Consider the following 21137-nt stretch of genomic DNA (forward strand, 5'->3'; position numbering starts at 1 on the left):
AAGTGCCGCAAAGACATAAACGGGGAGATTTATGAGCGCTCAGGGAACGCCGTCCGCGGCGAGCAAGCCGACCGGGACGCCGAAGGGCGCCTGGACCATCACTTTTCTCCTGTTCCTGTTCATGCTGGTGAACTTCGCCGACAAGATCGTCGTCGGCCTCGCCGGCGTGCCGATCATGGCGGACCTCAAGCTCACGCCGGAGCAATTCGGCCTGCTCGGCTCTTCGTTCTTCTTCCTGTTCTCGATCTCGGCCATCGTGGTCGGCTTCATCGTCAACAAGGTGCCGACGCGATGGGTGCTGTTGGCGCTCGCGGTGGTCTGGGCGCTGGCGCAGTTTCCGATGGTCGGCACCGTCTCCTTCACGACGCTCCTGATCTGCCGCATCGTGCTGGGCGCCGGCGAAGGTCCGGCCTTCTCGGTCGCCGCGCACGCCATCTACAAATGGTTCCCCGACGAGAAGCGCACGCTGCCCACCGCGATCCTGTCGCAAGGCTCGGCCTTCGGCGTGATCATCGCGGTGCCGGCGCTGAACTGGATCATCGTCAACCATTCCTGGCACTATGCCTTCGGCGCTCTCGGCGTCATCGGCCTGATCTGGGTCTGTGCCTGGCTCGCGCTCGCCAAGGAAGGCCCGCTGGAGGACACGCAGACCCTCGCCGCCACCGAAACGAAGATTGCCTACATTCAGCTTCTCACCTCGCGCACCTTCCTCGGCTGCGTCGCCGCCACCTTCGGCGCCTATTGGGCGCTGTCGCTCGGACTGACCTGGTTCACGCCGTTCATCATCAAGGGTCTCGGCTTCTCGCAGAGCCAGGCCGGCTGGATCTCGACCCTGCCCTGGATCTTCGGCGCCACCATCGTGATCCTGACCGGCTGGATCTCGCAACTGATGATGGTCCGCGGCTCGACCACGCGCGTCGCCCGCGGCGTGCTCGGCTCCGTGCCGCTGGTCGTCGGCGGCCTGATCCTGGCCTCGATGCCGCATGTCCAGGGCGCTGGCCTTCAGCTCGCGCTGCTCGTGGTCGGAACGGGCCTGTGCGGCGCGATCTATGTCGTCTGCCCGCCCATGCTCGGCGAGTTCACGCCGACCTCGCAGCGCGGCGCCATCCTCGCAATCTATGGCGCGCTCTATACGCTCTCGGGCATCATCGCACCCGCCGTGATGGGCACCGTGATCCAGCATGCCGGCAGCATGCTCGACGGCTACATGACCGGCTTCACCATCAACGCCGCGATCATGGTCGGCTCCGGCCTGCTCGGCCTGCTCCTGCTGTGGCCGAACACCGAACGCGCCAGGCTGACCGGTGGTGCCCCGCAGGCGGGCGCGCTGAAGAGCGCGGTGTCGCCGACGTAAGGGGGGCTCTCTCTCACCCTCCCTGGAGGGGGAGGGTCGATCGCGCGAAGCGCGAGCGGGGTGGGGTGATCTCTCCACTCGGGCAGTGTTCGATGCGGAGAGACCGTCAGCCCACCCCGTCTCACATTTCGCTGTGCTCCATGTGAGCCGACCCTCCCCCTCCAGGGGAGGGTAAGCCAGCAATCACCGTGGCTAATCCACCCCCTGCGCGCCCCGAATCAGCTTCCCCGGTCGGCGCCCCGTCGCGTCACCCTGCCGCCGCGTCACGACGCCCGACACGATCGTCGCCTCGTAGCCGTCGACATCCTGCAACAAGCGCCGGCCGCCGACCGGCAAATCGTAATGCACCTTCGGCGGATGCAGATGCAGGCGGTCGTAGTCGATCACGTTGACGTCGGCCTTGTAGCCGGGCGCAATCAATCCGCGATCGGTGAGGCCGACCGAGAGCGCGGTCTTGCGCGACTGCGCCGCGACCACGAACGGGATCGACAGTTTCTTGCCGCGCTTGCGGTCCCGCGTCCAGTGCGTCAGCAGATAGGTCGGGAAGCTGGCATCGCAGATGATGCCGCAATGCGCGCCGCCGTCGGACAGGCCGGGCACCGATTGCGGATCGATCAGCATCTCGCGCGTCGCATCCAAGTTGCCGTCGGAATAGTTGAGGAAGGGCACGTAGAGCATGCCGCGGCCTTCGTCCGACAGCATCGCATCGTAAGCGAGCTCCTCCGGCTGCCGGCCCTGCCTGCGCGCCTGCGGCCCGAGCGCATTCTCCGGCGACTGCTCGTAGTCAGGGGGATCGCCGAGCAAGAACATCTTGTCGTAGTTCGGCCGGAAGAACAGCGGATCGTCGGTCGCGGTCGCCGTCTCGCTCAGGATCGCCTTGCGCACATCAGACTGATGCAGCCGCGCGAGGCGCTCCTGCAGCGGCAGATGCGCGATCGCCTTGTAGCTCGGATGGGTCTGGAACGGGTTGCGCGACAGCTCGAGCCCGAGCAACAGGCCCACCGGGCGCGCCGCGATCTGCGCGGTGATGGAGAGGCCGCGCTGTGCGGCCGCATTGATCTCGTCCAGCGTCTGGCGCCAGCGCTGCGGCGCCTTGTCGTTCTGGGTGATCGAGAACGAGATCGGGCATTTGGTGGCATCCGCCACCCGCAGCATCATCGGCAGATCTTCGTGGATGGTGGAGAGATCGAGCACGAATTGCAGCACGCTGCGGCCCTGCCGATGCATCGCGCCGGCGATCGCGGTGAGCTCGTCCTCGCCCGCCTTCAGCGTCGGCGTGAAATCGCCGGTCGAGGTGCGATGATTGAGCGTGCGCGAGGTGGAGAAGCCGAGCGCGCCGGAGCGCACGGCCTCGCCCGCGAGCCTCGCCATCGCCGCGTTGTCCTCGGCGGTCGAGGGATCGCGGCGCGCGCCGCGCTCGCCCATGACGTAAACGCGCAGCGCCGCATGCGGCAGCTGCGCGCCGACGTCGATGTCGAAATCGCGCTTCGACAACCAGTCCATGTAGTCCGGAAAGCTCTCCCAGGCCCAGGGAATGCCGGCGCTCAGCACCGGCTCGGGAATGTCTTCGACACCTTCCATCAGCTGGATCAGGCGGGTGTGGTCGGCAGGCCTGCACGGCGCAAAACCGACGCCGCAATTGCCCATGATCGCGGTGGTGACGCCGTTCTGCGACGACGGCGTGATGTCCTGGCTCCACGTGACCTGCCCGTCGTAATGGGTGTGCACGTCGACAAAGCCCGGCGTCACCAGTTTTCCGCGCGCGTCGATCTCCTCGCTGCCTGTGCCTGCAACCTTCCCGACCTCGCTGATCCTGCCGCCGGTGATGGCGACATCGGCCTCGAACAATTCGCCGCCGCGCCCATCCGCAACGGTGCCGCCGCGGATCACGAGATCAGGGGTGCTCATGGTGTTTCTTCCCGTTTTGTTTTGTTGTTGCTGTCGTCCCGGCCTCCGCCGGGACGACAGTTATAGTTGTCGCTACGAATCGCTTTGCTGCTTCCGCTCCGTGAACGGTGACAGCACCACCGTCGCCACCATGAAGATCACGGAGGCGCCGAACACCCAGTGCGGCGCACTCTGGTCCATGATCCAGCCAAACAGCAACGGGCTGATGATGCCGCCGAGATTGAATCCGGTGGAGACGATGCCGAAGGCGCGCCCGGCAGCGCCGGCAGGCGCGGCATTGCGGACCAGCATGTCGCGCGAGGGTGCGATCACGCCGCTGAGGAAGCCGGCGGCCGTCATGGCAGTGGTGAGAGCCCAGCCGGGCAGCGTGGCGAGTGCGATCAGCAGCACGATCGCCGCATTCGCGGCAAAGCAGGCCGCGGCGACTTGGCCGTGCCGCTCGGTCCGGTCGGCGAGGAAGCCGCCCGCGAGCACGCCGATGGCGCTGGCGCCGAGGAACGCCGTCAGCGCGACATTGGCGGCCGAGTAGGAGGCGCCGTAGCCGCTCATCAGCGCCACCACGCCAAAATTGTTGATGCCGGCGACCGACAGGCTCAGCAGCATGAACAGCGCGGTCAGCGTGATCAGCGCCGGCGTGATGACGGCCTGTCTTGGCGCGTTCGCGCTGCCGGGCTTCTTCTTATGCGCGCCGGCGTCGGGAATGTTCATGGCGATCAGCAGCAACGCCACCGCAACACCGATCGCGCCCGAGGCGATCAGCGCCCCAGTGCCACCGGACAATGTGACGAGCGCCGCCACGATAGCCGGTGCGACGGCGCCGCCGAGAAAGCCGGCAAAGGTGTGGATCGAAAAGGCGCGGCCCATGCGCGCCTCGTCCATGTGTTCGGCCAGGATCGCGTAATCGGCCGGATGATAGACGCTGTTGGCGAGGCCCAGCAGCACGGCGCAGGCGATCAGCGAGGCGTAACTGAGGTGCAGGCCGAGCAGGATCAGCGCGACGCCGCCGAGCGCGAGCCCGGCCAGCAGAATTCGCCGCGCGCCAAAATGATCGACCAGATAGCCGGTCGGCGCCTGCGTCAATCCCGACACCACCGCAAATACGGTGAGGGCGAAGCCGAGCTCGATATAGCCGACGCCGAGCTGGCTCTTGAGGAACGGGAACAGCATCGGCAGCACCAGCAGATGGAAATGGCTGACCCAATGCGCGATCGAAATCCCCGTCAGCGTGCGCAGCGCGCTGTCCGCCTTGCCTTGCTGCGCTGCGGCGAGAACATCGACCATTGCAGTTCCGTCTTGCGTCCGAAAGGGAGGCGCAAACTATCGGGCAGAGCGGTTATTTGTCCATGAACGCAGGCGCATGGCAGGTAGTGCGGGCGGTGGACGTGAGAACGCCTCCCTATCGTCGTCCTGGACAAGCGCAGCTCCTGACAACGCGCAGCATTGTCTGGAGCGGAGCGCCGATCCAGGACCCATTACCCCAGGGAGCAGTTTGGCGAAGATTCGGAGTTGCTTGCTCGCCCCACCATTCCGCGCTGGGGTAATGGGTCCTGGCTTTCGCCAGGACGACGGCGGAGGGTGTGACGCCAGTGCGCCGTCAAACTCAACCTGGCACGGCCCTCACAACGGTTCGTCGTCCGGCCCGTAGCGGTCGCGCTTCGGCGTTGCGATGTCGCCGTCCTCGTAGTCGTCGTCGATCTCGCGCGGCGGCGGGGGCTTTTTCGCCTTGTCGCTCGGCGTCCTGTCGTCCGCGATTTTGGGCGGCTGGCTCGGCTTGCCGGTCTTGGCCATGACTGGTTCCGGATGGTGATGCTGCACCCGATCCTATCCGGAAAATATGTGCGGTACCTGACCTATCGCAAGAAGGGGCGGCCGTTCAGTGCATCACCGGCCCGCCCGCCTTCTTCCAGGCATCCAGGCCGCCGGCGATATGGGCGGTGTTGGAAAGGCCGGCTTCCTTGGCGGCGGCCACCGCCATCGCCGAACGTTCGCCGAAGGCGCAGAAGAACACGACGCGGCGGCCGGTGGCGGCCGCGACCTCGCGCAGCATGCCGCCGGGCTTGAGGCTCTCCTCCACGGATTGATAGGGCGTGTGCAGCGCGCCTTCGAGCATGCCGTGCTTCGTCCGCTCGTTGCTCTCGCGCAGATCGACGAGCAGGACGTCGGGCCGGCCGAGGATGCGGATCGCCTCGATCGCGCTGAGCACGCGGCCCTCTTTCTCGAGCTCCTCCTGATGCAGGCCGACATGCATGTTGGCGGGGACCGCCACATCCATCATCTTCGGATTGGGCAGCTTCAGATTGGCCATCAGCTCGATATATTCATCGACCGAGCGCACCTGGAGCCGCGGATTGTAGCGCTTCTCCTCGCCGATGGTGGAGACGGTGTCGCCCTTGTAGTCATGCGCCGGGAACACCATCGTCTCGTCCGGCAGCTTGAGCAGGCGGTTGAAGATCGAGTCGTATTGCGCGCGCGATGAGCCGTTCTGGAAATCGGTGCGGCCGGTGCCGCGGATCAGAAGCGTGTCGCCGGTGAAGACGCGGTCGCCCATCAGATAGGAGTAGGAATCGTCGGTGTGGCCGGGCGTGTACATCACGTCGAGCGACAGGCCCTCGATCGTCACCTTGTCGCCGTCGGCGACCCGCATCGCCACAACGTCGGCCTTGGTCTGGTCGCCCATCACGGTCATGCAATGGGTGCGGTCGCGCAGCTCGCCGAGACCGGTGACGTGGTCAGCGTGCAGATGGGTGTCGACCGCCTTGACCAGCTTGAGGTCGAGCTCGCGCAGCAGCTGGCAGTAGCGATCGACCTTCTCCAGCACGGGATCGAGGATCAGCGCCTCGCCGCCTGGACGGCTCGCAACGAGATAGCTGTAGGTGCCCGAAACGCTGTCGAAGAGCTGGCGGAAGATCATGGCAGGACCCGGCGTGGAACTGATTTCGAGGATTCTACTACGTCGGGGGCCAGGAAGAGAAGCAATTCACTGTGTAGACAAGAAAATTTGGAAGATTTTTATTGTGCGTGAGGTGGGGACAGGCGCCACAAATTCGGTGTCGTCCCGGCGCAGGCCGGGACCCATACTCCCAACGAGGAGTTTGGCGAAGACCAGTCGTTCGGTACTCCCACCGCCCCTCTCGAAAGATCACGCGGTATGGGTCCCGGCCTTCGTCGGGACGACCCCGGGAGGGTGTCGGGGGCGCAGCCTACGGCCGCACCACCGTGTACCCGTTCTCCGCCAAAAACAGGATCTGCCCGACTCCGACCTGCACCGGTGTCGCAGCTTGGATGAACTCCGGCCGCTTGCCCGTCTCCCGCTCGAGCGTGTCGACCGTGTTGAGGCAGATGTCGAAGCGCACGCCCTGTGCGATCAGGCTCTCGACCTGCTTGCGGCGCTCGCTGCCGGACAGCAGCAAATCGATGCCGGGACCGAATGCCACCACCTCGATCGCGATCTTGTCGGGGTCGTAAGCCTTCAGCAGATTGTTGGCGACGCTCAAGACCAGCGCCTGCTTCCTCGCATCGCCGTCGGAGAGCTGAAGCACGATCTTGTGCTCGGCGAACGGCTTGTCCTGCAGCGGCACCTGCTGGGCAGAAGCCTGTGGGATCGCTGCCCAGACGAGCACTGCCAGAAGCATCGCGGATAAGTGTTGCGACCGCATCATCCCTTTGCTGCAATGCCTGGATTGCCCTCGACCCCTTTCAGCGTCACGCCGGAGCCGAGCCGCTCCTGAAACATCCGGCCCGAGCGCAGATATTTGCCGACGACGTCCCACACCGGCGCGCCCTGCTGGCCGTTGATCGAGGCCCAGCCTGCGACCTTGTAGCGATGGCTGGCGCTGAGCGCCTCGCCGCTACCGAGCTTCAGCTCAGAGATGCGGCTGCCGATCGCGGCGTCCAGTGTGCAGGTGTAGCTGAGCCCGCCGGCGCGCACCATGTCGCCACCCTGCTGGTAATAGGGATCCGCGTTGAAGAGGTTGTCGCAGATGTCCTCCAGCACGTCCTTGATCTGTGCGCCGGTCATCTCCTGCACATAGGTCTCGGGATAGCTGATCGCGGTTTCCGCGAGCAGATCCTCCATGGTCAGCGCCTGGCCTGACAGCGCGGTGATGCCCCAGCGGAAGCCCGGCGACAGCGCGATCTCGGCATCGAGCTCGGTGCGCAGCGCCGTGCAGATCAGCTCGTCGACGGGCCCGGAGAAATTGCCGCGGCGGTAGAGCAGGCGATCGGGCGTTGCGATCTTCTCCGACCAGTCGGTCACGTGCGGCGCGCGCAGCCGGCCGATCAGCTCGGCCATCCCGGGATCCGGCTTCAGCAGCTCGGAAAAGACCGGCAGCAGATGATAATGAATGTCGCTGACCTTGCCCTTGCCGATCGCGAGATCGAGCACGGCCAGAAATTTTCCGTTGGAGCCGGCATTGGTGACGAGCGTGGTGCCACTAGCATTCTTCACGGGAATCGGCTGCGGCACCGCGTCATGGGTATGGCCGCCGAGGATGACATCGATGCCGGTGACGCGGCTTGCGAGCTTGAGGTCGACGTCCATGCCGTTGTGCGACAGCAGGATGACGGCATCGACCTTGTCGGTGCCGCGCAAGGCATCGACATGCTTCTGCAACTCCTCCTCGCGGATGCCAAAGGTCCAGTCCGGCGTGAATCGCTTGGGATGCGCGATCGGCACATAGGGGAAAGCCTGGCCGACGATTGCGACGCGATGGCCACCGAGCTCCTTGATGATTGACGGCTTGAACACGCGCCCGCTGGCCTTGTCGAAGGCGGGGGCGTCGTTGAATGCGGCCTCTTCGCTCAGGAACACGTTCTGCGCCAGAAACTCGCCCTTGAAGCGCTCGAGATTGTCGCGCAGCGCCTGCTCGCCATAGGTGAATTCCCAGTGCCCGGTCATCGCCTCGATGCCGAGCAGATTGGCGACCTCGACCATGTCGCGGCCCTGCATGACGTTGGCGAGCCCCGTGCCCTGCCAGAGGTCGCCGCCGTCGACGAGCAGCGAATGCTTTTCCCCGGCGTCGGCGCGCAAGCGGTCGACCAGCGTCTTCAGATGGGCAAAGCCGCCGAGCTTGCCGAAGCGGCCCGCGGATTTCTCAAACTCGAAGCAGGTGAAGGCATAGGCATCCGCACTGTCGGACCGGATGCCGAAGCGCTCCAGGAAGGCGCGCCCGACCAGATGCGGCGGCCGCCCCGCCATCTCGCCGATGCCGATATTGACGCTGGGCTCGCGAAAAAAGACTGGGTTGAGCTGCGCATGCGTGTCGGTGATGTGCAGAATGCGCGCATTGCCGAAGCGCTCGATGTCATAGATGCTCGCGGTGTCGGCGCCGCGCGCGAGCCGCGGCAGCCCAACAGATGCGACGGCAAGACCTGCGCTCTTCAGGAAATCGCGGCGCCGGATAGCCATCTCAAATTCTCCGCGCCCCCGACGCTGTCGACTGTTCCACAAGCATGATCCGTGTTAGCGCAAAGTGTGGTGCGGCTTTCCGACAAGATCGTGCTCAAAGAATGATCTGGAGCAACGATGTTCTCGCGCGCCAAGCCCAGTCTAGCGGATTTCCATCGCCTTCCAGGCCTCTTTTTCGGAATTTGCCTGAAAGATCGACGCCTTCGCCAGCGCCTCGGCCTCTTTCGCTGCGGCAAATGCGCGGTCGAAATCGCCCCCATCGGCCGCCTTCTTCGCCGCCGCCAGGGTCGAGACCGTCGTGGTCCATTGGTGACGCAGGCTGGCCGCCTCCTTGGCTGCGGCTTCCGCGGCGGCATAGGCGGCCTTGTAGTCCGCTTCCGTTGCCGCGTGCGCCGAGGGCAGCGCGATGGTCAACGCAAGCAATATGGCGAGGAGACCGGTCCGCTTCATGGCCGCGCTCCCGGCCCCGAGATCGGCAGGCCGTTGGCGACGTAGGAGAGGAAATATTCGACGTCGCGATATTCGTCCGATTGCGGCTCCAGCGGAACCGCGCGGGTCTGGCTGTTGCAGGTGACGAAGCGGCGGCTGGTCGTGCCCATGCCGCTCCATTCGGACCGGTAGATCGGCATCGCGTTGAGGATGCCGAGCGCCGGCGCCAGGGTCTCGGCACGGATGCGCTCGCCCGGGCTCTGCACGTGGCAGCTCGCGCAGGAGAAGTTCATCTGGCCGCGGCGCGTGTAGAAATAGCGCTTGCCGTTCTCGAAGGCTGCGAGCGCGCGGGGATCGTCGGGGATCTTGATGTCCATCGGCTTGCCGCGCGAGGTGAAGGCCATGTAGGCCGTCAGCGAAGCCATCTCGTCCTTGACGTAGGAATAGGGCGCCTCGCCATTGGCCTCGCGGCAGCGGTTGAGCGCGAGCTCCAGCGTGACGACCTTGCCTTCCTTCGTGTCGAAATAGGGATAGTTCTGACGGATGCCGATGCCGCCATTCGGGAAGCAATCGGCGTAAGTCTTGCCGTTCTTGAACGGGGTGGCGAACATTTCCTTGCCGGCGTCGAGCGCGAATTCATAAGGAGGAAATTCCTCCTTCTCCTGCCACTGCCGCTTCATGTCCTCGTTCATGGAATAAGGACCGTTGACGAAATCCTCGTGCTTCACGTTCGGAAACTTCTGGAAGAAGAAGTTCTGGAACGCCTTGACATCGGCGACGGGATCGACCTTGTCGGCCGCGACCACGCGCGGAGAGGTGAGGGCGAACGCAACGAGCGCGGCGCTGAGCGAGCCAAGCAGGAGGGCAGATCGGGTCTTCATCAGGAAATCTTCGCGGTGGTCGTATCCGACGCACCCTTGTTGTCGGTCCAGGAGATCTTGAGCTCGTCGCCCTTCTTGGCGCCCTTGAAGCTGAATTTGACGTAAGGATCCTTGGAGACCGCAGTGCCCCAATTGGCGACGAAGACGTCCTTGCCGTTACATTCGAACTTCAGCTCCTGGATGAAGTGCGCCGGGATCAGCTCGCCCTTGGGATCCTTGACCAGGCCGGTATCCATGGGGTGCTGGATCAGCGCCTGCACCTCGGTGAGGTCGCCGTTGGCGGTGGCGCGTACGCGAATGCTGGATGCCATCTCGGTTCTCCTTAGCCGCCGCAGCCGCCGACGGTGACCTTCACTTCCTTGGTCGCGCTGTAGAGCTTGCCGTCGGCCTCGACGATGGCGACCAATTTGGTGGTCTTGGCCATTTTCAGCCGGTTGGCGACGCCAGGAATCGTGCCGTCGGCGATCTTGTAGGACGCTGCGAGCGCAAACGGGTTCTCGGCCACGAAGAACGAGATCGAGGTGACCTTGTCGAGCGTCGTCGTCACCGAGACCGGCACCACGCCGCCGTTCTCGGCGATCTCCGGCGCATCCAGCTTGACCTTGTCGGACGGCTCGGCCGCCTTGCCGTAGAGCGCCTTGATCGCGTCGGCCTCGCTCTTCTGCTTGAAGGCCTCTTCCGGATATTTGTCGTTCGCCGCCGCGCGCGCAGGGCTGGCTGCGAACGGCAGGTTGCCAAGGCCGATCAGCGCGACAGAGCCCGCGCCCTGAAGGATCAGGCGCCGCGTCGGATGAGGGCCGGTGGTCGTGGTCATCAGAGGTCTCCTGGCGTGCCGGCCGTTACAGCGTTTGCAGGAAATCAACGATCGCGTTGATCTCCTGCTCGGTCAAAATCCGGTTCCGGCCGAACGGCGGCATCATGGTTTGCGGATTGCGCTTGGTTTCGTCGAAGATGATCGCGGCCAGTTCGTTGCGCTCGGGGTACTTTGCCTTGATGTCCTTCAGCTCCGGCCCGATCGTTCCCGGCAGGTCGCCGCCCTTGATCACGTGGCAGGTCAGGCAATTGCCCTTGCCGCGCTCGAAGGCGAGCTTCCGGCCCTCGGCCACGGCGGACTGCGCCCGCGCCGGGCTGGCGAGGCCGGCGGCAATGGCCAGCAGGAGGAACAGGACGGACGTCCGGGACAAGGCAGTCAAGGCGGTATTCCGAGGCGTTATGGCGATGATCTGATCGCGGAAATAAAGGCGTTCCAAAGCATAAAGGGCATCGCCTGACAATCGAGACTATGCACCGGGGAAAATGGAGTTAATATCTTCCGCATTGTAATTAAAGAGATTATTGGTTCGGCCGATTTGGCCCCAACAATTAGGACAATGGGCGCGGGCCGGCTTTTTCCAGGGCGCTTTGGTGCCCATCCTGTTTTCAACGCGTTCTCGTGTTTTCAAGGGGACCTCACTTGACCGAATATCTCGTCGAATTTGGCAGGGACGGCGGACGGGTCGAGCCGGATGGCCGGCTCGATGCGCCGGCGTTCCATCGCAATCACGAGCCGATCTGGGCGGCGCTGGAGAAACATCTCGCCGGCTTGACCGGCAACGTGGTCGAGCTCGGCAGCGGAACCGGACAGCACGTGGTTCATTTCGCCCGTCACACGCCCGGTCTGATCTGGTGGCCGAGCGACCTCAACCAGCGCCATCTCAAGAGTATCGAGGCCTGGCGCGTTCATTCGGGCCTCGCAAACATCGGCTCGCCCTTACGGATCGATCTGACCGATCCCGACTGGTGCCTGGAGATGAAAAGCGGTCAGGGGCCGACCAGCCTCGCCGCCGTGTTCTGCGCCAACGTCATTCACATTGCGCCATGGAGCGTCGCCGAGGGCCTCTTCGCCGGCGCCGGCCGCTATCTGCGGGCCGACGGCAAACTGTTCCTCTACGGCCCGTTCAAGCGCCACGGCAAGCACACCGCGCTCAGCAACGCCGTGTTCGACACGTCCTTGCGCGAGGGCAATCCCGAATGGGGTGTGCGCGACATCGGTGACGTCGAGACGCTGGCGCAAGGCGCAGGCCTCCGCCTCGTCGACACCATCGAGATGCCCGCGAACAATCTCACGCTGGTGTTTTCGCGGGGCTGAGCGCGAGGCCGTCAGGCCTCCCCATCTTTCCACCCGATCTTGTCCTTCAAGAACCGGAAGCCGAGCACCTCGAAGCCGGCGCGCTCCTTGTTGTCCTTGCCGTAGCCGTGGCCGCCTGCCGCGGGCTCGTACAACCAGGCCTCATAGCCCATCGCCTGAAGCTTGGCGGCCATCTTGCGCGCGTGGCCGGGATGGACGCGGTCGTCGCGCCGCGTGGTGGCGATCAGGATCGGCGGATAGGCCTGGCCGTCCCTCACATTGTGATAGGCCGAATAGGTCTTCAGCCACGCCCATTCCTCCACCTTGTCGGGGTCGCCATATTCCGCGATCCAGCTCGCGCCCGCGAGCAACTTCGTGTAGCGGCGCATATCGATCAGCGGAATGGTGCAGAACAGCGCGCCGAAACGCTCGGGGTAGCGCACCAGCATGTTGGTGATGAGGATGCCGCCGTTCGATCCACCCTGTGCGGCGATGCGCTTTGCTGTCGTCACGCCGCGGCGGACGAGATCGGCGGCGACGGCGGCGAAATCGTCATGCGACAGTTTCTTGCCGGCGAGCCGGCCGGCATCGTGCCAGCGCGTGCCGAACTCGCCGCCGCCGCGCAAATTCGCCTGCACCGTCGTGCCGCCGCGCTCCAGCCACAGCTTGCCGAGCGAAGGGTTGTAATACGGCTTCACCGAATGGGCGAAGCCGCCATAGGCGCTCATATAGACCGGCGCATCGCCGGCCTCGTTGGCGGGGCCGGTTTGCACGTAGGGAATGCGCTCGCCGTCGATCGAGATGGCCTCGTGCTGCGTCACGACGAGACCATCGGCGGTGAACGTCCTCGGCGCTTGCTTCAGCACGGTCGGGCTTGCGACGCCGCGTGCGATCAGCAGCAGCGACGGCGGCGTCAGCGGATCCTGCACATTGGCGAGCAGGTCGCCATTGCTTTCGGACGGGTGGCGATCGAGCGGCCAGATGTCGACGACGCCGATCTGCGGCAGGCCGGGAAGCGTGTCGCGACTCCAGCCGGCGGCGGATGGCGTGCAGATCTCGAAGCGCGGGCGCAGCTCGTCGAGGATTGACAGCACGAGCTTGCCCGCCGCCCAGAACAGACCTTGCAACGCGCGCCGCGGCGCCGGCTCGAACAGCACCGAAAAATCGCGGCTGCCGGCGAGAAACGCCGACAGCGCGATGCCGAGCACCGTGTCAGCGGTATAGGTCCGGCCTTCGATCGACCAGTCCTTGCGCAGCTTGATCGCGAACCAGTCGCCATGCGCCTGCATCCAGATGCCGGTCGGCAGGTCGAGCTTCGTCGTCGCACCAGTCGCATCGCGCAGCCAGATGGCGTGATTGAAGAAGTCGATCTGATCGACGAGCCAGACCCGCGGCTCCGCGCCGGTGTCATCGGCGCTGCCATAGATCATCATGTGATCGGCGGCGGTCTCGATGATTGTTTGCGCCTGATCGACAGGCTGGCCGCGACGCCACAGCCGCACGGTCCGTGCATATCCCGAGCTCGTGGCCATGCCTTCGCCATGGGCGCTCGACAGCAGCAGCGTGTCCGCATCGAGCCAATCCACGCCGCCCTTCGCTTCCGGCAGCGTGAACCCGCCGGCCACGAAGCTCCTGGTGTCCATGTCGAACTCGCGCAACGTCACGGCATCACTGCCGCCGCGCGACAGGCTCAGTATCGCCCGCGAGTGTCCCGGCATCGTGACGATCTGGCTCAGCAGCCAGTCCTCGCCTTCGCCCGCCGCAAGCTGGTCGATATCCAGCATGGTCTCCCACGCCGGATTGGCTTTGCGAAACTCCGCCAGCGTCGTCCGTCGCCACAGGCCGCGCGGATTGGTGGCGTCCTTCCAGAGATTGTGCAGATCGCTGCCGCGCCGGCTGACATAGGGAATGTTGTCGGGCCGATCGTAGATCGCCGCGAGGATGTCGCGGTCGTGCTCGAAGGCTTTGCCGCCGAACGCTTTGAGCGTCAATTCATTCTGCCGCTCGACGAAATCGAGCGCCTGCGTGCCCTCGATCTCCTCCAGCCACAGCCAGGGATCGTCGTCGGGAGCGCTGAGCGTAGGCCTGTCGTCGACGGTCATGAGCAAAACTCCAGGAAGATCGCGGCGGATAGGATTTGATCGAGCGCAAGCCGTCAAGGGCGCGGCCCGCTATCATCCGTCCGATTGCGTCAGAGGCATGGCCCGCGTCCGTTTGCGCCGGTTGTCCGCCCATCAGCGCCCCTCCATAGTGCCGGGAATCAACGAGAGCCCTTTGGGGCGGAAATACCGATGTTAGATGTGACCGCGACTGCCGAAATCGCTGACGACACGCGCGCGCGTGCCAATGTGGTGCGCCTTGCCGCCGCGCAGGCGCTGACCGGCGCCAATTCGGCGGTGATCTTCGCCACCGGCTCGATCGTCGGCGCCACGCTCGCGCCCGACATGTCGCTCGCGACCGTGCCGCTGTCGATGTACGTGCTCGGGCTCGCCGCCGGCACGCTGCCGACCGGCGCGATCTCGCGCCGCTTCGGTCGACGCGCCGCCTTCGTCATCGGCACGGGCCTCGGCACGCTCACCGGCCTCACCGGCTGTTTCGCGATCCTGCACGCCTCCTTCGCGCTGTTCTGCATCGCGACCTTCCTCGGCGGCCTCTATGGCGCGGTGGCGCAATCCTATCGCTTCGCCGCCGCCGACGGCGCCAGCGCGGCGTACCGGCCCAAGGCGGTGTCCTGGGTGATGGCGGGCGGCGTGTTCGCCGGCGTGCTCGGTCCGCAGCTCGTGCAGTGGACCATGGACGTCTGGCAGCCTTATCTGTTCGCCTTCAGCTTCCTGGTGCAGGCGGCGGTGGCGCTGGTCGCGATGGGCATCGTCGCCGGCGTCGACATGCCCAAGCCCGCGGCGGCCGATCTGCATGGCGGACGGCCGCTGCTCGACATCGTGACCCAGCCGCGCTTCATCGCGGCCGCTTTGTGCGGCGTCATCGCCTATCCCATGATGAACCTGGTGATGACCTCGGCGCCGCTCGCCATGAAGATCTGCGGCCTCAGCGTGTCCGATTCCAATTTCGGCATTCAATGGCACATCGTCGCCATGTACGGGCCGAGCTTCTTCACGGGTGCGCTGATCGCGCGCTTCGGTGCTCCGAAGGTGGTCGCTGCCGGTCTGCTGCTGGAGGCAGGCGCCGCCGGCATCGGGCTTTCCGGGATCACAGCAATGCATTTCTGGGCGACGCTGATCGTGCTCGGCGTCGGCTGGAATTTCTCCTTCATCGGCGCCTCCGCGCTGGTGCTGGAGACACACCGTCCGCAGGAGCGCAACAAGGTGCAGGCGTTCAACGATTTCCTGGTGTTCGGGATGATGGCGATCGGCTCGTTCTCCTCCGGCCAGCTGCTCGCCAATTACGGCTGGTCCGCGGTGAACATGGTGGTGTTCCCGCCGGTGGTGCTCGGCCTCGCCGTGCTGTCGCTGGCGTCCTGGGCGCGTCGCCGCAAGGCGCGTCTGGACGCTGCGATGGGCGAGTTCCCGGATGCGATCTGAGTTGGCAGGAGGCTGTCAGCAGCGTTGATGCTTCGATCGCCGTCGAAGTGATTTTCGGATGGGATTTATTAGATGCGTCATGGCCGGGCTTGTCCCGGCCATCCACGTCTTAGGCGCGCGGATCGAAGAACGTGGATGCCCGGGACAAGCCCGGGCATGACGGAGTAGGTAGCATGCTCGACAACCCTCGGACTCCGGCGATCGACGAATCCACCCTCCGCTACGAAGGCTGGCGTATCGTCGCGGTCTGCTTCCTGCTCGCGACCTTCGGCTGGGGACTCGGCTTCTATGGCCAGAGCGTCTATGTCGCCGAGCTCCAACGCGCGCACGGCTGGTCGGCCTCACTGATCTCGTCGGGCACGACCTTCTTCTACCTGTTCGGCGCGCTGCTGGTCGTCTTCGTCGGCGAGGCCGTCCACAATTACGGTCCGCGGCTCTGCCTGATCGCGGGCACGCTGGCGATGGCAGCGGCCGCTATCACGATCGGCGCGGTGCGCGAACCCTGGCAGCTCTATCTCGCCAATGCGGTGCTCGCCTTCGGCTGGGCCGGCACCAGTCTCGCCATGATCACCAACACGATCAGCCTGTGGTTCGATGCCAAGCGCGGCATGGCGATCAGCCTCGCGCTGAACGGTGCCAGTTTTGGCGGCATCGTCGGCGTGCCGCTGCTGGTGGCGTTGATCGGCCATGTCGGCTTCGCCAGCGCGATGTACGCCACTGCCGGCGCCATGCTGGTGCTGCTCCTGCCGGTGATTCTCGTTCTCGTCGGCCGCTCGCCCGATCTTCACGGCTGGCATGCGGCGGCGAAGCCGAAGCTGCAATCGTCGACGCAGATCCGCGCGCAGGCGCTGCGTGACGTCGGCTTCCTCTCGGTGACGATTGCCTTCGCGCTGGTGCTGTTCGCGCAGGTCGGCTTCATCGTGCACCTGATCTCGTTCCTCGATCCCGTGATCGGCCGCGAGCGCGCGGCTGTCGCCGTCGCCGTGCTGACGGCGATGGCCGTGGTCGGCCGCGTGCTGTTCTCGCTGGTGATCGACCGCCTCAACCAGCGGCTGGCCTCGGCGCTATCGTTCCTCAGCCAGGCCGCGGCGTTGTGTGTCGTCATCAACCTGCACAACGACTATGTGCTGATAGCGGCCTGCGCGGTGTTCGGCTTCTCCGTCGGCAACCTCATCACGCTGCCGTCGCTGATCGTGCAGCAGGAGTTCGATTCCGCCTCGTTCGGCGTGCTGATCAGCCTCAACACCGCGATCAATCAGGTGACCTATGCGTTCGGCCCGGGCGTCGTCGGCTTCCTGCGCGATCTCTCCGGAGGGTACGCGCTGCCGTTCTATCTCTGCATCGCGCTGGAGGTGGCGGCAGCAGCGCTGATCATGGTGCGTGGTAGCCGCGCGAAGACTGCGTAGGGTGGGTTAGCCGGAGGCGTAACCCACCATGCTTCAGCGAATGCGGAGCGAAGTTGGTGGGTTACGGCTTTGCCTAACCCACCCTACGGCATCACGTTTGGCGCTGCCGCAGCAGCGCATCCACGTCCAGCCGTTTCGTGAACATCGCGAGCTTCCCGTCCGGCCCGAACGGCCATTGCTCCCTCGGCTTGTCCCAATACAGCTCGACGCCGTTCTGGTCGGGGTCGCGCAAATACAGCGCCTCGCTGACGCCGTGGTCGCTGGCACCATCCAGCGCAATGCCGGCCGTGAGCACCCGGTGCAGCGCATCCGCCAGCGCCGGCCTGGTCGGATACAGGATCGCGGTGTGATAGAGCCCAGTCGTGCCCGGCGGCGGCGGCGAGCCGCCCTTGCTCTCCCAGGTGTTGAGCCCGATGTGGTGATGATAGCCGCCGGCTGAGATGAAGGCCGCGCCGGAGCCCATGCGTTGCATCAGCTCGAAGCCGAGCACGCCGCAATAGAAGCCGAGCGCACGATCGAGATCGGCGACCTTGAGGTGAACGTGGCCGATCCTGGTGCCGGCGGCGACGGCTTGGTTCTGCGACATGTGGCTGCTCCGTTGATGGACTCCACATAAGGCGAGCCTCGGGACAGTGCTACCGGCTCACCCTGAAACTCTTCGTTTCCGAATGGGAAACTAAGCCAGCTCCGAGACCTCGCCCTCCGGCAGGCCAAACTCGAACGTGTTCAGCGTCATCGACACCAGCGTGTAATAGCCGCACAGCCCGATGATCTCGACGACGCCGCGTTCGCTGAGCAGCTTGACCGCCGCATCATAGAGGCCCTTCTCGACGCTGTGGCCCTCATGCAGCGATTTCGCGACGTCGTAGATCATCTTGCCCTTGGGATCGTCAAACTCAGGCGTGCGGCGGTCGCGGATCGCCTCGATGATCTCAAGCTTCATGCCGCCCGCAAGCGCCAGGCGCTTATGCGCATACCATTCGTAATGCGCGGTCCAGTGCCGCGCCGTGACCAGGATCGCGATCTCCGAGAGCTTGGCCGGGAAGATCGTGTCGAAGCGCAGCACTTCGCCGAGCCGCGTGGCGTGACGCGCCATCTCCGGGCTGTTGAGCCAGGCCATCATCGGCGCCGGCGGTTTGCCGCGCTTGCCGGCAATCGACTCGTCATAGGTCTGGCGCTGGCTCTCGTTCATTTCGCCAGGCGAAAGAAGCTTTAGGCGCATTGTTGTTTCCTCTTTGTTTTCAAGGCTCGCCGTGGCGGCGACTATAGCCGAATGCGGGCTGCGGAAGTGGTTGAATTCCACGAGGCGATGGCTCAGAGTCGGCGCAAACAAGTCGATTTTGATTGATGGAAACGACCCATGACAGATTCTGAGACTGCCGATCTCGAAACATTCCGCAACGAGACGCGCGCCTGGCTGGAAGCCAATTGCCCGCCGGAGATGCGCAAGCCCGCGACGTCGGACGCCGATGTGTTCTGGGGCGGGCGCAACGCAAAATTCTCGTCCGAGCCGCAGCGCATCTGGTTCGAACGCATGCGCGACAAGGGCTGGACGGTGCCTGATTGGCCGAAGGAGTATGGCGGCGGTGGCCTCAGTGCTGCCGAGCACAAGGTGCTGCGCGCGGAGATGGCCAGAATCGGCGCGCGTCCGCCGCTGTCGAGCTTCGGCATCTGGATGCTCGGGCCGGCGCTGCTGAAATACGGCAATGAGGCGCAGAAGAAGGAACATCTGCCGAAGATCGCCGCGGGCGAGATTCGCTGGTGCCAGGGCTATTCCGAGCCGAATGCCGGTTCCGATCTCGCCTCGCTGCAGACCCGTGCCGAGAGCGACGGCGACGACTTCATCATCACCGGCCAGAAGATCTGGACGTCCTATGCCAATTACGCCGACTGGATCTTCTGCCTGGTCCGCACCGATCCCACTGCCAAGAAGCACGACGGCATCAGTTTCATTCTGTTCGACATGACCTCGAAGGGCGTCTCGACCAAGCCGATCCTGTTGATCTCCGGCTACTCGCCGTTCTGCGAAACCTTTTTCGACGGCGTCCGCGTGCCGAAGTCGCATGTGGTCGGCACCGTCAACCGCGGCTGGGACGTCGCAAAGTATCTGCTCCAGCACGAGCGCGCGATGATCTCGGGCATGGGCGAGCGCGGCGTCGGCCGTCCGCTCGGCCAGATCGCGGCGGATTCGGTCGGCACCGATGCGCTGGGGCGGCTCGACGATGCCATGCTGCGTGGCCAGATTGCGCGCTTCGATGTGGATGAGGCTGCGCTTGCGGCCTGTGCCGAGCGTGCGGTCGATCTCGCCAAGGCGGGGCAAGCGCATCCGGCATTCTCCTCCGCGATGAAGTACTACGGCACCGAGCTCAACAAGCGCCGCTACGAGATCTTGATGTCGGCCGGCGGCGTCGATGCGCTGGAATGGGAGAGCGAGCGCTCCAAGCAGGGCGCCCGCCCGCGCGCCTGGTTGCGCACCAAGGCCAACTCGATCGAAGGCGGCACGTCCGAGGTCATGCTCGGCATCGTCGCCAAGCGCATCCTGGATCTGCCGGGGGCGTGAGGCACACTGTCACCACGCGTCATTCCGGGGCGCGCAACGCGCGAGCTACGATGGGCAATTGCGCATCTGAGAATCCATCTCGCGGCCTACGTGCCGCCTGATGGATTCCGGGCCTGGCCCTTCGGGCCATCCCGGAATGACAAACATAGATAGATTTCGAATTCGGAAACAAGAACATGGCCCTCGTCCTCACTGAAGAACAATCGATGCTCCGCGACAGCGCGCGCGGGCTGATCAGCGACAAGGCGCCGGTGTCGCACCTGCGTCACTTGCGCGACAGCAAGGATCCCACCGGCTTCTCCAAGGAGTTTTGGCATTCCTTCGCCGAGATGGGCTTTGCCGGCCTGCTGGTGCCGGAAGAGTTCGGCGGCTCTGGTCTCGGCCACGTCGAAGCCGGTGTTGTCATGGAGGAGATCGGCCGCTCCTTGATGCCCTCGCCCTTCCTCGCCACCAGCGTGGTCGGGGCCTCCGCGCTGAACCGTGGCGGCAACGCGGCGCAGAAATCGGAATATCTGCCGAAGATCGCGAGCGGCTCGCTGCTTGCGGCGCTCGCGATCGACGAGGGCGCAAAGCATCGCCCGCTCCAGACGAACTTGCAGGCCGTGCGCGCCGGCAACGGCTTCAAGCTCTCCGGCGCCAAGGCGCTGGTTATCGACGGCCACGTCGCCGATCTGCTCATCGTCGCCGCGCGCACCGCGGGTGCTGCCGGCGAGCGTGAAGGCCTGACGCTGTTCCTGGTCGACCCCAAGGCGAAGGGCATCGCGGTCGAGCGCACCATCATGGTCGATGCGCACAACGCGGCGCGGATCGAATTCGCCAATGTCGAGGTCAATGCCGACAGCGTGCTCGGCGAGCTCGATCAGGGCGCAAGCCTGCTCGATGGCGTGCTCGACATCGGCCGGGGCGCGGTGGCTGCCGAAATGGTCGGCCTCAGCGACGAGGTGTTTGGCCGCACCGTCGAGTACCTGAAGAGCCGCAAGCAATTCGGCAAGCTGATCGGCGAATTCCAGGCGCTGCAGCACCGCGCCGCCGAGCTCTATGTCGACATCGAGATCACCCGTGCCGCCGTGATGAAGGCACTCCAGGCGCTGGATGCTGATGTCACCAAGGCTGCATCGAGCGTCGCTGTGGCAAAAGCCCGCGCCGGCACCACCGCGACGCGCGCAGTGCAGGAAGGCGTACAGATGCACGGCGGCATGGGCATGACCGACCAGTTCGACATCGGCTTCTTCATGAAGCGCGCGCGCGTGTGCGAGGAATTGTTCGGCGACGCCAACTATCACACCGAGCAGCTGGCGCGGGCGCGGGGGTATTGAGGCGGGGCAGCCGCCTCGTTCTCCGCTGTCATCGCCCGCGAAGGCGGGCGATCCAGTACGCCGCGGCTTCTCCGCATACGATTGGCGTCTCGGAATACTGGATCGCCCGGTCAAGCCGGGCGATGACAGTTGAGAGTGTGGAGAGCGCCTGCCCCAAGCCCGTCATTGCGAGGAGCCTGCGACAAAATTGCGAAGCAATTTTGCGCTGGCGATGAAGCAATCCAGTCCGT

The 21137-nt window shown here is 65.0% G+C and carries 20 protein-coding genes; 6 read left to right on the forward strand and 14 right to left on the reverse strand.

What is annotated here, in order from left to right; translation table 11 throughout:
* Window positions 1-31: 31 nt before the first annotated feature.
* On the forward strand, window positions 32-1354 hold the full coding sequence (locus ACR9YP_RS07285; protein ID WP_438103452.1) for an MFS transporter: 1323 nt from the start codon (window positions 32-34) through the stop codon (window positions 1352-1354).
* A gap of 192 nt (window positions 1355-1546) precedes the next feature.
* On the opposite strand, the gene ACR9YP_RS07290 is transcribed toward ACR9YP_RS07285, so the two are convergent.
* From ACR9YP_RS07290 to soxX, 11 genes are all read right to left on the reverse strand, one after another.
* A complete protein-coding gene (locus ACR9YP_RS07290) occupies window positions 1547-3262 on the reverse strand; it encodes an N-acyl-D-amino-acid deacylase family protein (protein WP_474219282.1) in 1716 nt (571 codons plus the stop codon).
* 72 nt (window positions 3263-3334) lie between these two features.
* A complete protein-coding gene (locus ACR9YP_RS07295) occupies window positions 3335-4543 on the reverse strand; it encodes an MFS transporter (RefSeq protein ID WP_438103450.1) in 1209 nt (402 codons plus the stop codon).
* A gap of 336 nt (window positions 4544-4879) precedes the next feature.
* Entirely contained in the window at window positions 4880-5050 is a 171-nt protein-coding gene (locus ACR9YP_RS07300) for a hypothetical protein (protein ID WP_370990406.1), read from the reverse strand.
* A gap of 85 nt (window positions 5051-5135) precedes the next feature.
* Window positions 5136-6173, reverse strand: a complete 1038-nt coding sequence (locus ACR9YP_RS07305; RefSeq protein ID WP_438103449.1) for an MBL fold metallo-hydrolase — start codon at window positions 6171-6173, stop codon at window positions 5136-5138.
* Window positions 6174-6462: 289 nt separating this feature from the next.
* A complete protein-coding gene (locus ACR9YP_RS07310) occupies window positions 6463-6921 on the reverse strand; it encodes a DsrE family protein (protein ID WP_438103447.1) in 459 nt (152 codons plus the stop codon).
* Entirely contained in the window at window positions 6918-8669 is a 1752-nt protein-coding gene (gene soxB, locus ACR9YP_RS07315; protein ID WP_474219283.1) for a thiosulfohydrolase SoxB, read from the reverse strand. Before soxB ends, ACR9YP_RS07310 begins: the two co-directional genes overlap by 4 nt.
* A 141-nt stretch (window positions 8670-8810) precedes the next feature.
* Window positions 8811-9119, reverse strand: a complete 309-nt coding sequence (locus ACR9YP_RS07320; protein ID WP_438103445.1) for a hypothetical protein — start codon at window positions 9117-9119, stop codon at window positions 8811-8813.
* Window positions 9116-9979 (reverse strand): sulfur oxidation c-type cytochrome SoxA, encoded by an 864-nt coding sequence (gene soxA / locus ACR9YP_RS07325; RefSeq protein WP_438103444.1) that lies wholly within the window; start codon window positions 9977-9979, stop codon window positions 9116-9118. The genes ACR9YP_RS07320 and soxA overlap by 4 nt, the downstream gene beginning before the upstream one ends.
* Window positions 9979-10290 (reverse strand): thiosulfate oxidation carrier complex protein SoxZ, encoded by a 312-nt coding sequence (soxZ, locus tag ACR9YP_RS07330; RefSeq protein WP_370990400.1) that lies wholly within the window; start codon window positions 10288-10290, stop codon window positions 9979-9981. The genes soxA and soxZ overlap by 1 nt, the downstream gene beginning before the upstream one ends.
* An 11-nt stretch (window positions 10291-10301) precedes the next feature.
* On the reverse strand, window positions 10302-10793 hold the full coding sequence (gene soxY, locus ACR9YP_RS07335; RefSeq protein WP_438103443.1) for a thiosulfate oxidation carrier protein SoxY: 492 nt from the start codon (window positions 10791-10793) through the stop codon (window positions 10302-10304).
* A 25-nt stretch (window positions 10794-10818) separates the two neighbouring features.
* Entirely contained in the window at window positions 10819-11172 is a 354-nt protein-coding gene (gene soxX, locus ACR9YP_RS07340; protein ID WP_438110446.1) for a sulfur oxidation c-type cytochrome SoxX, read from the reverse strand.
* A 260-nt stretch (window positions 11173-11432) separates the two neighbouring features.
* Between soxX and ACR9YP_RS07345 the strand changes: the two genes are divergently transcribed.
* Window positions 11433-12107, forward strand: coding sequence for a DUF938 domain-containing protein (locus ACR9YP_RS07345; protein ID WP_438103442.1), 675 nt, complete (start codon window positions 11433-11435; stop codon window positions 12105-12107).
* A gap of 11 nt (window positions 12108-12118) precedes the next feature.
* Here the strand turns inward: ACR9YP_RS07345 and ACR9YP_RS07350 are convergent, their stop codons facing one another.
* Window positions 12119-14188, reverse strand: a complete 2070-nt coding sequence (locus ACR9YP_RS07350) for a prolyl oligopeptidase family serine peptidase (protein ID WP_474219284.1) — start codon at window positions 14186-14188, stop codon at window positions 12119-12121.
* Window positions 14189-14377: 189 nt separating this feature from the next.
* On the opposite strand from ACR9YP_RS07350, the gene ACR9YP_RS07355 reads away from it, so the two are divergent.
* Both ACR9YP_RS07355 and ACR9YP_RS07360 read left to right on the forward strand, forming a co-directional pair.
* Window positions 14378-15625, forward strand: a complete 1248-nt coding sequence (locus tag ACR9YP_RS07355; RefSeq protein ID WP_438103441.1) for an MFS transporter — start codon at window positions 14378-14380, stop codon at window positions 15623-15625.
* Window positions 15626-15798: 173 nt separating this feature from the next.
* Window positions 15799-17031: an MFS transporter gene (locus ACR9YP_RS07360; RefSeq protein WP_438103440.1), complete on the forward strand. Its 1233-nt coding sequence runs from the start codon at window positions 15799-15801 to the stop codon at window positions 17029-17031.
* 91 nt (window positions 17032-17122) lie between these two features.
* Here ACR9YP_RS07360 and ACR9YP_RS07365 read toward each other — a convergent pair whose 3' ends face one another.
* Both ACR9YP_RS07365 and ACR9YP_RS07370 read right to left on the reverse strand, forming a co-directional pair.
* Window positions 17123-17617 (reverse strand): VOC family protein, encoded by a 495-nt coding sequence (locus ACR9YP_RS07365; RefSeq protein WP_438103439.1) that lies wholly within the window; start codon window positions 17615-17617, stop codon window positions 17123-17125.
* A 90-nt stretch (window positions 17618-17707) separates the two neighbouring features.
* Complete coding sequence (locus tag ACR9YP_RS07370; RefSeq protein WP_438103438.1) at window positions 17708-18253, reverse strand: carboxymuconolactone decarboxylase family protein; 546 nt, start codon at window positions 18251-18253, stop codon at window positions 17708-17710.
* A 138-nt stretch (window positions 18254-18391) separates the two neighbouring features.
* Here ACR9YP_RS07370 and ACR9YP_RS07375 point away from each other — a divergent pair, with 138 nt between their 5' ends.
* Together ACR9YP_RS07375 and ACR9YP_RS07380 are read left to right on the forward strand one after the other, a co-directional pair.
* Window positions 18392-19591, forward strand: coding sequence for an acyl-CoA dehydrogenase family protein (locus tag ACR9YP_RS07375; protein ID WP_438103437.1), 1200 nt, complete (start codon window positions 18392-18394; stop codon window positions 19589-19591).
* Window positions 19592-19767: 176 nt separating this feature from the next.
* Window positions 19768-20907 (forward strand): acyl-CoA dehydrogenase family protein, encoded by a 1140-nt coding sequence (locus ACR9YP_RS07380; protein ID WP_474219285.1) that lies wholly within the window; start codon window positions 19768-19770, stop codon window positions 20905-20907.
* The last annotated feature ends 230 nt before the right edge of the window (window positions 20908-21137 follow it).

It is taken from the genome of Bradyrhizobium sp. BR14999 (assembly GCF_056106085.1).

Coding starts and splice junctions, on each gene's coding strand:
- ACR9YP_RS07380 (WP_474219285.1), top strand. CDS start 19,768: ATGGCCCTCGTCCTCACTGAAGAACAATCGATGCTCCGCGACAGCGCG.
- ACR9YP_RS07300 (WP_370990406.1), bottom strand. CDS start 5,050: ATGGCCAAGACCGGCAAGCCGAGCCAGCCGCCCAAAATCGCGGACGAC.
- ACR9YP_RS07350 (WP_474219284.1), bottom strand. CDS start 14,188: ATGACCGTCGACGACAGGCCTACGCTCAGCGCTCCCGACGACGATCCC.
- ACR9YP_RS07295 (WP_438103450.1), bottom strand. CDS start 4,543: ATGGTCGATGTTCTCGCCGCAGCGCAGCAAGGCAAGGCGGACAGCGCG.
- soxZ (WP_370990400.1), bottom strand. CDS start 10,290: ATGGCATCCAGCATTCGCGTACGCGCCACCGCCAACGGCGACCTCACC.
- ACR9YP_RS07320 (WP_438103445.1), bottom strand. CDS start 9,119: ATGAAGCGGACCGGTCTCCTCGCCATATTGCTTGCGTTGACCATCGCG.
- ACR9YP_RS07370 (WP_438103438.1), bottom strand. CDS start 18,253: ATGCGCCTAAAGCTTCTTTCGCCTGGCGAAATGAACGAGAGCCAGCGC.
- soxY (WP_438103443.1), bottom strand. CDS start 10,793: ATGACCACGACCACCGGCCCTCATCCGACGCGGCGCCTGATCCTTCAG.
- ACR9YP_RS07375 (WP_438103437.1), top strand. CDS start 18,392: ATGACAGATTCTGAGACTGCCGATCTCGAAACATTCCGCAACGAGACG.
- ACR9YP_RS07355 (WP_438103441.1), top strand. CDS start 14,378: ATGTTAGATGTGACCGCGACTGCCGAAATCGCTGACGACACGCGCGCG.
- ACR9YP_RS07365 (WP_438103439.1), bottom strand. CDS start 17,617: ATGTCGCAGAACCAAGCCGTCGCCGCCGGCACCAGGATCGGCCACGTT.
- ACR9YP_RS07360 (WP_438103440.1), top strand. CDS start 15,799: ATGCTCGACAACCCTCGGACTCCGGCGATCGACGAATCCACCCTCCGC.
- ACR9YP_RS07290 (WP_474219282.1), bottom strand. CDS start 3,262: ATGAGCACCCCTGATCTCGTGATCCGCGGCGGCACCGTTGCGGATGGG.
- soxA (WP_438103444.1), bottom strand. CDS start 9,979: ATGAAGACCCGATCTGCCCTCCTGCTTGGCTCGCTCAGCGCCGCGCTC.
- ACR9YP_RS07310 (WP_438103447.1), bottom strand. CDS start 6,921: ATGATGCGGTCGCAACACTTATCCGCGATGCTTCTGGCAGTGCTCGTC.
- ACR9YP_RS07305 (WP_438103449.1), bottom strand. CDS start 6,173: ATGATCTTCCGCCAGCTCTTCGACAGCGTTTCGGGCACCTACAGCTAT.
- ACR9YP_RS07285 (WP_438103452.1), top strand. CDS start 32: ATGAGCGCTCAGGGAACGCCGTCCGCGGCGAGCAAGCCGACCGGGACG.
- soxB (WP_474219283.1), bottom strand. CDS start 8,669: ATGGCTATCCGGCGCCGCGATTTCCTGAAGAGCGCAGGTCTTGCCGTC.